This window comes from Streptomyces adelaidensis (assembly GCF_016598475.1).
Classification (GTDB): Bacteria; Actinomycetota; Actinomycetes; order Streptomycetales; family Streptomycetaceae; genus Streptomyces; species Streptomyces adelaidensis.
The window spans coordinates 87,029-99,800 of sequence record NZ_JAEMUX010000011.1; the positions used below are offsets into that span (position 1 = coordinate 87,029).

Sequence of the window (12,772 nt, forward strand, 5' to 3'; positions counted from 1 at the left end):
ACATTGGTCGCCCCTGGTGGCGTGCTCCGGTTGATCCGGCGAGCTGGACGGACCGGGTCGGACGGCGTGTCGGGAGCGAATTCTTTCGACGGGTGGGAGCGCTTCCATGGCAACCATGTCCATGCCACGATGCTCGCCGGGCGCTTCCCTTCCGAGAGGGGCGAGTCGATGACGGCTCCACGTATGCGTACGTTCATCAGCGCACTGGTCCTCGTCCTACTGGCCGTGTGCGTGACGGTCCTGCCGCCCGGACCGGCGGCCGCCGACAACTCCCGGACCGGCCGGCCGGACGCCCTGCCCGGCCCCTTCACCTGGTCCTCGACCGGCCCGCTGATCTCCCCGAAACCGGACGCCACGCACCCGATCGTCTCGGTCAAGGACCCGACCGTGTTCCGGTACCGGAACCGGTGGCACGTCTACGCCACCACCGCCGACACCACGGGCGCGTGGAGCCTGGCGCACACCGGCTTCGCCGACTGGGCCTCCGCCCCGGCCGCGCCCCAGACGTTCCTCGACGACAACCCGGACATCGGCGACCGCTACGCCGCCGCGCCCCAGGTCTTCTACTTCGCGCCCCGCAAGCTCTGGTACATGGTCTTCCAGACCGGACCGCCCGTGTACTCCATCACCACCGACCCCGGCGATCCGGGCAGTTGGAGCGAACCGAAGCCCTTCTTCGACGCCGAGCCGCCCGTCCTGACCGAGAACAAGGGCAGCGGCGGCTGGCTGGACTTCTGGACGGTCTGCGACCCGACCGACTGCTCCCTCTTCTTCTCCGACGGCAACGGCCACATGTACCGCTCCCGCACCACGGTCGGTGAGTTCCCGAGCGGCTTCCGGGACACGACGATCGTGCTCTCCGAGCCCAACCGCTTCGACCTCTTCGAGGCGAGCAACGTCTACCGGATCGGCGACAGCGGCACGTACCTGATGCTCGTCGAGGCGCTCGCCACGAAGTCCGACTGGCGACGCTACTTCCGCGCCTGGACGGCCGACAGCCTGGACGGTACGTGGACGCCGCTGGCGGAGACCGAGGCCAACGCCTTCATCCGCTCGAACAACGTGACCTTCGCGGCCGGACAACCCGCCCGGACCGTGGACTTCAGCCACGGCGACCTGATCCGCGACGGAGTCGACCAGACCCAGACCATCGACCCCTGCCGACTGCGGTTCCTCTACCAGGGAATCGACCCCGCCGCGAGCGGCGACTACTCCCAACTCCCCTGGCGGCTGGGCCTGCTCAGCCGGACCGGCTCCTCCTGCTGAACCCGTCACAGGAAGGCACAACGACGTGACCCTCACCCCCCACGACCGCGCGCGCAGACCGCTGCGCTCGGTACTCGTCGCACTGCTGGGAGCGCTGGTGCCGCTGCTCGCGGCCACGTTCCTGGCCGCGCCCACGGCCTCGGCGGCACCGGCCATGCCCGCGGCGAAGGCCGAGGCCGCGGTGAGGACCGAGGCCGCGGTGAGGACCGAGGCCGCGGTGAGGACCGAGGCCGCCCCCTTGGCCGCGCTCACCGAGATCACCGGCTTCGGCCAGAACCCCAGCAACCTGCAGATGTACCTGTACGTGCCGGAGAGCGTCACCGCGAACCCGGCGATCGTGGTGGCCGTGCACTACTGCACCGGCTCAGGCCCGGCGATGTACAACGGCACCGAATACGCCTCGCTGGCGGACACATACGGGTTCATCGTCGTGTACCCGTCCGTCACCCGCAGCAGCAAGTGCTTCGACGTCGCCTCCCCGCAGGCCCTGACCCGCGGCGGCGGCAGCGACCCCGTGGGCATCAAGTCCATGGTCGACTGGACCGTCCGCACCTACGACGCCGACACCGACCGCGTCTTCGCCACCGGCATTTCCTCCGGCGCGATGATGACCAACGTCCTGCTCGGCGACTACCCCGACGTGTTCGCCGCGGGCGCCGCCTTCGCGGGCGTGCCCTTCGCCTGCTTCGCCACCACCAACGGCTCCGAGTGGAACAGCGACTGCGCGAACGGCACCATCTCCCGTACCCCGCAGGCCTGGGGCGACCTGGTCCGCGGTGCCTACCCCGGCTACACCGGACCCCGGCCGCGCATGCAGCTGTGGCACGGCACCGAGGACGACGTCCTGCGCTACCCCAACTTCGGCGAGGAGATCAAGCAGTGGACCAACGTGCACGGTGTCAGCCAGACACCGGCCGCCACCGACTCGCCCCAGTCCGGCTGGACCCGCACCCGCTACGGCGGCACCGGTGAGCGCGCCCCCGTCGAGGCCATCAGCCTCCAGGGCACCGGCCACAACGTGTACGCCTGGGGCATGGGGGAGCGCGTCCTCACCTTCTTCGGCCTCAACGGCTCCGGCCCCGCACCCCAACCCCCGGCCGGCCCCTGCAAGGTGGCCGTCACCACCAACGCCTGGAACACCGGACTGACCGCCTCCGTGACCATCACCAACACCGGGACGACGGCGGTCAACGGCTGGAAACTGGGCTTCACCCTGCCCGCCGGACAGGCCGTCACCGGTGGCTGGGGCGCCACCTACAGCCCGGCGAGCGGCGCCGTGACCGCGACCAACGTCACGTACAACGCCGCGATCGCGCCCGGCGCGAGCGTCAGCGTCGGCTACCAGGCGAACCACACCGGCAACAGCGCCGCACCCACGGCGTACACCCTCAACGGGACGGCCTGTACGACCGCTTGACGCGTCCTGACCGGCCCTCCGGGCGTGCGCGCCGACCGGGGCGCACGCCCGGAGATCGCGGCGTGCCCGGCCATGGCGCACGCCCGGCATCGTGCGCGCCCGGCCACCGTTTGCGCGCTGTCCGGAGCTCGGCCCGACTCATCCCGGCCCGCCTTCACCCGAATTCCGCAGAAAGGCACCGCCCTTGCGACCGCTCAGAAGCCGGCAGCCCGCCAAGACGTCGAGCGGAGTGCCGCTCGCCACCCTGATCGCCACCTGTGTGCTCGCCCTGGCCCTCGTGGTGGCATCGTCCGCCGTGATGGCCCTGGTCAGGAGCCCGCAGCGGCCGGCCGGTGCCGGTGCCGACGCCGGGGATCGCGACGCGACGACCTCCACCCGGCACTGGGTGAACACCTGGTCCGCGATGCCCCAGCTCACCGAGCCATCGAACATGCCGCCCGCGCCGTTCACCGGGGACCGGGCCGTGCTCGTGGACACCACCCTGCGGCAGACCGTGCGGGTCACCACCGGCGGCGAGCACGTCCGGCTGCGCTTCTCCAACGCCTTCGGCGATACCGCGCTGCCGCTGACCGCCGTGACCGTGGCGCTTCCGCTGGGCGGCCAGGCGGGGGCCGGCGCGATCGAACCCGGCACCTCCCGGACGGTCACCTTCGGCGGCCGGGAGTCCACGACCGTGCCGGTCGGCGCCCTCGACTTCGACCGCGCGGTCCGCGACCCCGAGAACCCCGGCCGACTCCTCCCGACCCTCCACGACGGAGACTGGCTGCACCTCAACCCGGAGGGCTACCGCACCCTGGCCGCCACGGTTCCGCCGCGCCTGCTCCAGCGGGGCTGAGCGGGGCCGCTCCCGGGGAGGGGCTAGACGGCCTCTTCCCGGGGCTTCGCGACGCCGCCGCCCGTCTCGGCGGCTCCCGCTCCCGCACCCGCACCCGCTTTCGCTTTCGCCGGAAGGTGGTTGAACAGCAGGTTCAGCACGATCGCCGTCAGGCAGCCCGCGCTGATGCCGCTGTTCATCACCGTCTGGAACCAGTCCGGGAACTTCGCGTAGACCGTCGGCACCCCGGCCGGCAGCATGCCCACGGCCACCGAGACGGCCACGATCGTCAGGTTGTCGTTGCCCTTGAACTCGACCCGGGTCAGTGTGCGCAGACCGCTCGCGGCGACCGTACCGAACATCACCAGCCCCGCGCCGCCGAGCACCGGCGCCGGTATGGCCGCGACCACCGCGCCCAGCTTGGGCAGCAGACCGAGCAGTACGAGGATCCCGCCCGCCGCCGCGACGACCCAGCGGCTGCGCACCCGGGTCATGCCGACCAGGCCGACGTTCTGCGCGTACGCCGTATAGGGGAAGGTGTTGAAGACACCGCCGAGCACGGTGGAGAAGCCGTCGGCCCGCAGTCCGTCGGCGAGCGAACGCGGCTCGATCCCGCGGTCGGTCATCTCGCCGACCGCGATGAGGTCACCGGTCGTCTCGGTCATGGTTACCAGCGCCACGATCAACATGGAGACGATCGCCGACACATGGAAGGTCGGCGCCCCGAAGTGGAACGGCGTGCTGATGCCCAGCCAGTCCGCGTCCCGCACACCGCCGAAGTCCGTGAACCCGAACGGCACGGCGACCACGAGCCCCACGACGATGCCGATCAGCACCGCGATCCGACTCAGGAACACAGGGGCGAACCGCTGCACACCCAACACGACGACCAGGACGAACGCCGCGAGCGCCACGTTCTTCGGCGCACCGAAGTCCGGCGCGCCCACCCCGCCGGCGGCCCAGTTGCCGGCCACCGGCAGCAGGGAGAGCCCGATGATCAGGATGACCGTGCCGGTGACGAGCGGCGGGAAGAAGCGGAGGAGCCTGCCGAAGACCGGCGCCAGCAGCATGATCGCCAGGCCCGCCACGATGACCGAGCCGTAGATCGCGGGGAGTCCGCCGCCCTCCGTCCCGATCAGCACCATCGGCGAGACGGCCGCGAACGTACAGCCCTGCATGATCGGCAGCCGTACACCGAACCGCCACACGCCGACACACTGGATCAGCGTCGCGATGCCGCACACGAGGAGATCCGCGGTGATGAGGTAGGCGAGGTCGGCGGGCGGGAGGCCCATCGCCCCGCCCACGATCAGGGGGACGGCGACCGCGCCCGCGTACATCGCGAGGACGTGTTGGAGGCCGAAGGCGGCGAGGTGGCGGACGGGGGGTACCTCGTCCACGGGGTGGACGAGGGCGGGGCTGGTCACGGGCGGGCTCCAGGGTGGCTGGGCAGGATGCGGGGACGTGTGGGGCCGTCGTGGAGATTGAACAGTTTGTTGATTTCGGGGGCGTTGCCGGTTTGTGTTCCGACCGCGGGTGAGCGGGGGCTGATCGCGCGGTTCCCCGCGCCCCTTACAGGGCGCTGCCCCTGTCGGCGGCAGCAAGAAGTGACTGCCAGTCGGGGAGTTTCACCACACCCCTGCCCAGGGAGGCGCCCAATGCCGCCTCCGCCCGCTCGATCGCCTGCCAACCCGCCCACTCCACCGGCGCACAACCCTCCGCCCCGAGCGCCGCCAGCGGGTCGTCCGGGACGTTCCGGTGTACGAGGTCGGGGGCGTCCGCGAGCAGCGAGGTCGCCGTTTCCTTGGCGCAGGGGCGGTTGGTACCGATCACCCCGGTCGGGCCCCGTTTGATCCACCCGGCCACGTACTCGCCCGGCGCCGGCACACCGCCTCGCACCACACGTCCGCCCACATGCGGGACCGTGCCGTGTTCCGGGTCGAAGGGGAGGCCGTCGAGGGGCACGCCGCGGTAGCCGACCGAGCGGAGCACCAGCTGGGCCTCGATCTCCTCGTAGCGGCCGGTGCCGGTCAGGCCGCCGTGGCCGTCCGGTGCCGTGCGTTCCAGGCGGACGCCGCAGACACGGTCGCCGTCGGCGAGGAGTTCGACGGGGCGGAGGAAGAAGCGCAGCCGGAGGTGGTGCCGGCCGCCCGACGACGGTGCGGTGGCCCAGCCGCGCAGGACCTCGACGTTGCGGCGCCGGGCGGCGGGCAGGGCGGACGGGTCGACGTAGTCGGGGTCCAGCTCCAGCTCCGCCGGGTTGACGGTGACCCGGGTGTCCGGCAGCGTGCTCAGCTCGCGCAGCTCCTTGGTGGTGAAGCGGGCCTGGGAGGGGCCGCGGCGGCCCACCATGTGGACCCGGGCGACCTCGCTGGCGGCGAGTGAACCGAGGGCGGCCTCGGGCATGTCGGTGGGGCTCAGCTCGGCCGCGCCGCGGGCGAGCATCCGGGTGACGTCCACCGCGACGTTCCCGACGCCGATGACGACGGCGGCCCGCGCGCCGCGAACGAACCCGTCGGCGACGACGTCCGGGTGCGCGCTGTACCAGGAGACGAACTCGGTCGCCGACCAGCTGCCGCGCAGGTCCTCGCCCGGAATGCCGAGCCGGCGGTCGGCGGCGGCGCCCACGCAGTACACCACCGCGTGGTACAGCTCCCGCAGCCGGGCGGCCGGCACGCCGCCCGGACCCACCTGGACGCCGCCGAGGAACCGCACCCGCTCGTGCTCCAGCACGGTACGCAGACTGTTCTGCAGCGACTTGATCTTCTCGTGGTCCGGCGCCACTCCGTAGCGCACCAGACCGTACGGGCACGGCAGCCGGTCCAGGACGTCGACGAGCACCGCTGGATCCTGCTGGACGAGGCTCTGGGCGGTGTAGCACCCGCTCGGCCCGGAACCTACGACGGCGACACGCAGCACGGCGGGACTCCTTACCCGAGGAGATCGCTGTTGTCTCAAGGATCGCACCATGGGGCGTGACAGGGGAGGGGCACGGAAGGGGGGAGGGGCGCGGCAGTGGGGACGGGGGCCTTGCTGCGCCGTCGGGGTGCCGTGCGCGCGGGGCATGCGTGGCTGCCCGCAATGAATGTGATCATGCGCTTACGTTGCGTAGGTGCTGGAAGCATCCTTTCTCAATCTCGCTGATCGCCACTGGCAGGACGGCACGGTGTCCGTGCGGCCCGCGTGGGAGGTGCGGGAGCACGACGGCGCCACGGCCTGGTTCAACGCCCGGCTGGACTTCCCGGACGGTGCCCATGTCGAGGTGCTCGCCGTGGTCTGCGAGGGGCGGCTGTCCCTGGAGGACGTCCGGGCCCAGCCACCGCTGTCCCTGGACGATCTGGCGGAGCTCGCGGACTGGATCGAGGGTCCGCTCTTCGAGGCGTGCGGCACCGCGCCCGAGCCCGACGACGAATGGTCGTACGAGTCCTCGCACGGGCCCGGCCGCCGGGCCAGGCCCCCGTGGCCGCGCGGGGTGGAGGGGCGGCGGCTGGTGGCCGAGGAGTACCTCGCGGCGCAGCGGGCGGGCTACGACCCGGTGCTCGCGGTGATGTGCGTGACCGGGCACAGCCGCCGCAAGTCGCTCAGGCTGATCGCCGGGGCGCGTGACGAGGGCCTGCTGGCGCCCCGCCACGCCCGACGCTGAGCCCGGCGTCGGTGGCCCGTGGCCCCGGGGGCATCTCAGCCCCTCAGCTACGGTCACCCCGTCAGATCGCGCATCCGGCTGATCTCGGTCGCCTGCTGGGCGATGACGTCGTCGGCCATCTCCTCGACGAGGATGTTGTTGCCCTGTGCCTTCACGTCCGTGGCCATCGTGATGGCCCCCTCGTGATGGGTGATCATCAGCGTCAGGAAGAGGTCGTCGAACTTCTTCCCCCGGAGCGCGCCGAGTTCCTTGAGCTGTGCCGAGGTCGCCATGCCCGGCATCGTCTCGTGGTCGTGCGAAGTGTCCTGCTTGTCACCGTCGTTGGTCTTGAGCCAGCCCTCCATGGCCGCGATCTCCGGCTTCTGTGCGGCCGCGATGCGCTCCGCGATCCGCTTCACCTGGGTCGACTTCGCGCGCTCGGGGGCGAGTTCCGTCATCTCCAGGGCCTGGGTGTGGTGCTCGATCATCATGCGCGTGTAGTCGAAGTCCGCCGAATTCGGCGAGTCGTCCTCGGCGCGCTGCTTCTCGACGTCTTCCGGAGAGAGGGTTCGAGCCGCCTCACCGGGTTTCCCGGGGGCGATCACCGCGGGGCCGCTCACCTTGGCGGAGCCGCCGTCGGGATTCACGTCCGCCCCTGAGTCGCAGCCCGCGAGCAGGAGCAGAACGGCCGTCAGCGAGCCCGTGACCAGCGACGCGCGAGTGGTGCGGCGAACGAGCACAGTGACCTCCTGGGCACAGGAACGGGCGTACACCTCGTGAGTGTTGACGAACGTTCCTAACACGCTTTCGCGCGGCGGTGATCAAATTTGTTCGTTACAACTAGATTGCCGTCTGTTGATCTGTGCATGATGAAGACGATACTTCGGAGGTGCCTGAACCGTTCAACTGCGAACGGCTACACGGGAGGACACAGTGACCCTGTTGAACAACCTTCGGACGCGACGCAGACGTCTGGCGGTCGCCGCGACCGCGGCCGGGCTCCTGGCCGCGTTACTCACCGCCGGCCCGGCGGCCGCGACCCCCGACCCCGGGGACTCGCCCGCCGCGCGGGAGAAGGTCTCCAAGAGCGACGCCGCCGAGGCGCGCGCGGCGATATCCGCCGGCGAGATACCCGGCCAGGACGAGATCGTCCACTCCGCCAACATCAAGCACCTGACGAACCTCCCGAAGGAGGCGCTGCCGGGCACCAACTCGGACCTCGCCTTCCAGGGCAAGTACGCCTTCGCCGGCAACTACGACGGCTTCCGGGTCTTCGACATCAGCAACCCGAAGGCGCCCAAGACGGTTGCCCAGGTACTCTGCCCGGGCTCGCAGAACGACATCTCCGTCTCCGGCGACCTGCTCTTCCTCTCCACCGACTCCTCGCGCAGCGACAACTCCTGCAACAGCACCACGCAGCCCGCGACCGAGAAGTCGTCGTGGGAGGGCGTCAAGATCTTCGACATCAGCGACAAGAAGAACCCCACGTACGTCGCCGCCGTCGAGACGGCCTGCGGCTCGCACACCCACACGCTGGTGCCAGAGCGCAAGAACGTCTACGTGTACGTCTCCTCGTACTCGCCGAACGCCACGTTCCCCGACTGCCAGCCCCCGCACGACGGCATCTCGATCATCAAGGTGCCGCGCAAGTCCCCGGAGAAGGCGGCCATGGTGGGCTTCCCGGTCCTCTTCCCCGGTGAGGGCGCGGACGGCGGCGGCAACCCGGGTTCGCCCACGAACCCCGGGGTCTCCAAGACCACCGGCTGCCACGACATCACGGTGCTGCCGTCGAAGGACCTGGCCGCGGGCGCGTGCATGGGCGACGGCATCCTGTTCTCCATCAAGGACCCGGAGAACCCGAAGATCATCGACCAGGTCCAGGACAACGTGAACTTCGCGTTCTGGCACTCGGCCACCTTCAACCAGAAGGCGAACAAGGTGGTCTTCACCGACGAGCTGGGCGGAGGCGGCGCGGCCACCTGCAACGAGGCGATCGGGCCCAACCGCGGCGCCGACGGCATCTACGAGATCGTCGGCAAGGGAGACAAGCGCAAGCTCGTCTTCAAGAGCTACTACAAGATCCCCCGGCACCAGGCGGACACCGAGAACTGCGTCGCCCACAACGGCTCGCTGATCCCCGTCAAGGGCAAGGACATCATGGTCCAGGCCTGGTACCAGGGCGGCGTCTCGGTCTGGGACTTCACCGACTCCTCGAAGCCGAAGGAGATCGCCTACTTCGAGCGTGGCCCGGTCAGCACGGACACCCTCGCGCTCGGCGGTGCGTGGTCGGCGTACTACTACAACGGCTACATCTACTCCAACGACATCGCCAAGGGCTTCGACGTCCTGAAGATCGACGACCGGCGGACGGACCCGGCCAAGTGGGTCCACCAGCGGGAGCTCAACGTACAGACGCAGCCGGACTACTTCGGCTTCGGCTGGTAGTCCGGCCGACCGGCGCCGATCAGCCGGTCGCACGTCCCGCCGGGCCCCTCGGGGACCGGCGGGACACCGGCCCGTGGCATGGTGGCGGCGTAGCCCCGTTCGTCGGCCAACTCGACGGCGGACCGGGGCGGTCGCTCGCGGGAACGCCGCCGGGACTCTTCATTGACCGAGGCGCCGCGCGGGGACATCCTGTAACTCCTGCGTTGACTGGCCGTCGGCCAACTACACTCAGCGCTTCCGGGTGGCGCCTCTGGGTGCTCCCGCCCGGCTGCTGTTCGTCCCGGGCCGCACGGGGGACGGTCCGGGACGGACGTCCAGCGGTGACGAACAGCCGGTCGTCCGAGGGGAACCGCTCAGTCCACCAGATCCAGCACCGGCCGCAGCCCGTCCGGCCGCTGGGCCGCCGGCAGATGCTCCACGAAGTGCACCCCGCAGCCCAGAGCCGCCGCGCCGCCGTCGGCACGCCGGTCGTCGCCGACCATGAGCGTGTCCCGCGCGTCGACGCGGAGCGCCTCACAGGCCATGGCGAACAGCCGCGGATCCGGCTTCTGGATGCCGTGCTCGTACGACAGCACGTACGTGCCGACATACGGGTCGAGGCCGTGCGCGCGCAGCACCGGCCGCAGATCCCAGCCGATGTTGCTCACCACCCCGACAGCGATCCCGCGTTCCCGCAGCGCGCCGAGGACCTCGGCGGCGTCCGGGTAGGGGCTCCACGCGGCCGGCGTCATATGGCGGTCGTACAGCGCGTCGTGGAGCGCCGGGTCGGGCAGGGGCACCCGGCGGGAGAGTCCCGTGTACGCGGCCCGGTGCTGCTCGGCGCTCCGGTCCCGCTCCGCCCACCGCTCGCCCGGCACGCCCGTCGGCGGCTCCACCGGGGAGGCCCCGCCCGGCAGCGCCCCCGCCCGCTCCAGGGCCTGGGCCGCCCGCATCAACTCGGGCTCGGGCAGGGCGATTCCCGCGTCCGACAGGACCGCGCGGAGCCAGAGCTCCGTGGGCTCCACGCGGAAGAGGGTTCCGGAGAAGTCGAACAGCACCCCTTTGACCGGCATGCCGTCGATCCTTCGTGCCCGGCCCGCACCCCGTCAAGTACGCGCCGGGCCGTGCCACTTCTCGCACACCAGCACCGCGAGCGCGACCGTCAGCCCGCCCAGGAGCCAGCCGCCCACCACGTCCGACACCCAGTGCACGCCCAGCCAGATCCGGGTCAGACCGACGCCGACGACGGAGACCACGGACACCGCCATGGCCGTACGCATGAGGACGCGGCCGGCGCCGTACAGATGGAGCAGCCAGAGCAGCAGACCGAAGACGACCGTGGCCGTCATGACGTGGCCGGAGGGGTACGCGGCGTAGTGGGCGGAGTCGACGGGGTCGGGCCACGCGGGCCGCTCCCGGCCGACGGCTGCCTTCAGCCCCTGCTGCAACGCCGTGCCCGCCGCGCTGGTGACCGCCAGCCACAGGGCGAGCCACCATTCCCGATAGCGCCACACCAGCCAGCCGGCGATGGCCGCGGCCAGCAGACGCATCGTCACCGGGTCCCAGACCCAGTCCGTCAGGATGCGGAAGGTGTGCGTGATGCCCGGCTCGCCGACGGCCCATCTGTGTGTGCTGTTCGCGATGCTCTCGTCCAGTGACATGAGCGGTCCCCAGGAGAAGGCGACCAGGACGAGCAGCAGGACGGAGGGCGCCGCGAAGGCCGCGGCGACGCGGGTGGCGAGGGCCGTGCGGGCGTCCGACGGCCGGTGGGGCGGTGCGTCGACGGTGGGGGTGTGCATACAGCGATCCTCGCCGACTCCTGGGGCCTCAGGCCAACGCCGGGGCGTGAGATCACTGTCACGCGCCGCGACCGGAGCAAAGCCTTCGCGTCGGCCGTTGTTCTTGGTCTGCGCTTGGCTCTTTCTTTGCCGTGTCACGACCCTCCGAGTGCCCGCAACCCCGGGAGGAAAGCCACCAACACCGGCACGACCGACACCAGGACGCGCACGCGGTCAGCCGCAGCCGCCGCGCGGGAGTGAGCCGTTCCGGCGCCGCGAGCAGCAGGCGGACCCGCTGCGGTACATGTTCCCCGGGGCCGGACGTGGCCCGAACACGCCCCGGTCCTCGTCGAGGCCGACGAGCGCCAGGGCGATGGTGAGGCAACGCGGCCGTGGTGATCACCAGCCGGGGCGTGGGCCGGGCAGCCATCAGGCGTCAGGCCGCTCGCCCGCCACCACCACGAGCCCTCCGCCGCTCGGCTGCTCACCGGACAACAGCGGGGCGCGCAGGAGGAGTTCGCCTGGCGCCGAGGATGACGCCGCCGGGCCGGACGTCCTCACGGATCAGCAGCGCCCCGGCCCACAGACCGCCGCGAGCCGACGCCACGGCGGTGGCCGTGCTCAAGGCCATCGACAGCGCGCAGCCCTCCGACACGGGCCGCGCCGCCGAAGTGACGTAGACCAAGGTCGGATACGGCCCCTGTGCTGGGCGACCGGCGTGCGCCCCGCGCTCGTCGCCGGTCAGACCGCCAGCAGCATGGCCAGCATCCCGATGCCCATGGACAGCCGGCAGGCCCGGGCCAGCTCCGGCCGGTCGCCCCAACCGGACGGGCCGGACAGCGGCACCCCCGCCCCCGCCGTCCCCATCCCCGTCCCTGTCGGTACGGGGATGAGCCGACTCCCCGCCCACAGCACATAGCCGGCGAAGTACACCAGCAGCACCCCGGTCACCAAGGGCAGCCCGGTGCCGCCGTGGCCGCCGCCGGGCGAGGCCGCCATCACCGCGGCCATGTAGGCCATCGCCAGCGCGCCCACCAGATGATGCAGATGGTGCGGGCCCGTCCGGGCCGCCCACAGCGCGCGCGCCGCCGCCGCGCCGAACACCGCCGTGTACGCGAGCCAGGCCCAGCGCGGCGGCGCCACGACCGCCGCGGGCACGGCCATCGCGGCCATCCCGAAGCCCATCAGCGCCTCACCGCCCGCGGCCCGGCGCTGCTCCTCGACGGCGCTGCGCATCCGCAGCAGGCAATAACCCCCGGTCACCGCGCACAGCGCGACCAGCAGCCAACCGAGCGACATCGGTCCGTGCACCGCGCACCTCCCCGTTCGACGACGTCGGACAGTGCTGAGAGTGAGGTCGGACAGTCGGTCAGGGCATGCCCGTGCCCGATGGCGCGCATACGAGCGCAAGGGTGTACGCGGGGGAGCGCGCGGGGGTGCACCACGGAGAC

The 12,772-nt window shown here is 71.4% G+C and carries 11 protein-coding genes and 2 pseudogenes; 5 read left to right on the top strand and 8 right to left on the bottom strand.

The features are described from left to right. Nucleotides 1–168 precede the first annotated feature (168 nt). The 3 genes and pseudogenes from I8N67_RS08895 to I8N67_RS08905 form a co-directional block, all read left to right on the top strand. A complete protein-coding gene (locus I8N67_RS08895) occupies nucleotides 169–1,266 on the top strand; it encodes a glycoside hydrolase family 62 protein (protein ID WP_234045333.1) in 1,098 nt (365 codons plus the stop codon). A gap of 25 nt (nucleotides 1,267–1,291) precedes the next feature. Then, entirely contained in the window at nucleotides 1,292–2,683 is a 1,392-nt protein-coding gene (locus I8N67_RS08900; RefSeq protein WP_200302053.1) for an extracellular catalytic domain type 1 short-chain-length polyhydroxyalkanoate depolymerase, read from the top strand. Nucleotides 2,684–2,927: 244 nt separating this feature from the next. Then, nucleotides 2,928–3,401: pseudogene (locus I8N67_RS08905) on the top strand (SGNH/GDSL hydrolase family protein); the annotation flags it as partial. A 140-nt stretch (nucleotides 3,402–3,541) separates the two neighbouring features. Here I8N67_RS08905 and I8N67_RS08910 read toward each other — a convergent pair. Together I8N67_RS08910 and I8N67_RS08915 are read right to left on the bottom strand one after the other, a co-directional pair. After that, the gene (locus I8N67_RS08910; RefSeq protein WP_200302054.1) at nucleotides 3,542–4,924 is read right to left on the bottom strand and encodes a nucleobase:cation symporter-2 family protein; all 1,383 of its coding nucleotides are present in this window, start codon (nucleotides 4,922–4,924) and stop codon (nucleotides 3,542–3,544) included. A gap of 145 nt (nucleotides 4,925–5,069) precedes the next feature. Next, nucleotides 5,070–6,416, bottom strand: a complete 1,347-nt coding sequence (locus I8N67_RS08915; RefSeq protein ID WP_200302055.1) for an FAD-dependent oxidoreductase — start codon at nucleotides 6,414–6,416, stop codon at nucleotides 5,070–5,072. A gap of 247 nt (nucleotides 6,417–6,663) precedes the next feature. Between I8N67_RS08915 and I8N67_RS08920 the strand changes: the two genes are divergently transcribed. Beyond that, entirely contained in the window at nucleotides 6,664–7,140 is a 477-nt protein-coding gene (locus I8N67_RS08920) for a DUF6214 family protein (RefSeq protein ID WP_200302138.1), read from the top strand. 53 nt (nucleotides 7,141–7,193) lie between these two features. Here the strand turns inward: I8N67_RS08920 and I8N67_RS08925 are convergent, their stop codons facing one another. Further along, complete coding sequence (locus I8N67_RS08925; protein ID WP_200302056.1) at nucleotides 7,194–7,859, bottom strand: DUF305 domain-containing protein; 666 nt, start codon at nucleotides 7,857–7,859, stop codon at nucleotides 7,194–7,196. Nucleotides 7,860–8,052: 193 nt separating this feature from the next. Here I8N67_RS08925 and I8N67_RS08930 point away from each other — a divergent pair, with 193 nt between their 5' ends. Further along, on the top strand, nucleotides 8,053–9,564 hold the full coding sequence (locus I8N67_RS08930) for an LVIVD repeat-containing protein (protein WP_200302057.1): 1,512 nt from the start codon (nucleotides 8,053–8,055) through the stop codon (nucleotides 9,562–9,564). On the opposite strand, the gene I8N67_RS44565 is transcribed toward I8N67_RS08930, so the two are convergent. From I8N67_RS44565 to I8N67_RS08955, 5 genes and pseudogenes are all read right to left on the bottom strand, one after another. Further along, nucleotides 9,543–9,752 carry a hypothetical protein gene (locus I8N67_RS44565; RefSeq protein WP_372443676.1) on the bottom strand — a complete coding sequence of 70 codons (210 nt, stop codon included), beginning with the start codon at nucleotides 9,750–9,752 and terminating at the stop codon, nucleotides 9,543–9,545. The two genes, I8N67_RS08930 and I8N67_RS44565, sit on opposite strands and share 22 nt — an antisense overlap. A gap of 165 nt (nucleotides 9,753–9,917) precedes the next feature. After that, nucleotides 9,918–10,616, bottom strand: a complete 699-nt coding sequence (locus tag I8N67_RS08940) for an HAD family hydrolase (RefSeq protein WP_200302058.1) — start codon at nucleotides 10,614–10,616, stop codon at nucleotides 9,918–9,920. A gap of 33 nt (nucleotides 10,617–10,649) precedes the next feature. After that, nucleotides 10,650–11,342, bottom strand: coding sequence for a phosphatase PAP2 family protein (locus tag I8N67_RS08945; RefSeq protein ID WP_200302059.1), 693 nt, complete (start codon nucleotides 11,340–11,342; stop codon nucleotides 10,650–10,652). Between the two features lie 134 nt (nucleotides 11,343–11,476). After that, nucleotides 11,477–11,943, bottom strand: a pseudogene (locus I8N67_RS42405) (M56 family peptidase); the annotation flags it as partial. Between the two features lie 119 nt (nucleotides 11,944–12,062). After that, nucleotides 12,063–12,632 carry a DUF5134 domain-containing protein gene (locus I8N67_RS08955; RefSeq protein ID WP_200302061.1) on the bottom strand — a complete coding sequence of 190 codons (570 nt, stop codon included), beginning with the start codon at nucleotides 12,630–12,632 and terminating at the stop codon, nucleotides 12,063–12,065. Between the last annotated feature and the right edge of the window lie 140 nt (nucleotides 12,633–12,772).

Bases quoted from the DNA above. Each gene is read 5' to 3' on its own strand.
- I8N67_RS08895 (WP_234045333.1), top strand. From the start codon at position 169: ATGACGGCTCCACGTATGCGTACGTTCATCAGCGCACTGGTCCTCGTC.
- I8N67_RS44565 (WP_372443676.1), bottom strand. From the start codon at position 9,752: ATGTCCCCGCGCGGCGCCTCGGTCAATGAAGAGTCCCGGCGGCGTTCC.
- I8N67_RS08940 (WP_200302058.1), bottom strand. From the start codon at position 10,616: ATGCCGGTCAAAGGGGTGCTGTTCGACTTCTCCGGAACCCTCTTCCGC.
- I8N67_RS08945 (WP_200302059.1), bottom strand. From the start codon at position 11,342: ATGCACACCCCCACCGTCGACGCACCGCCCCACCGGCCGTCGGACGCC.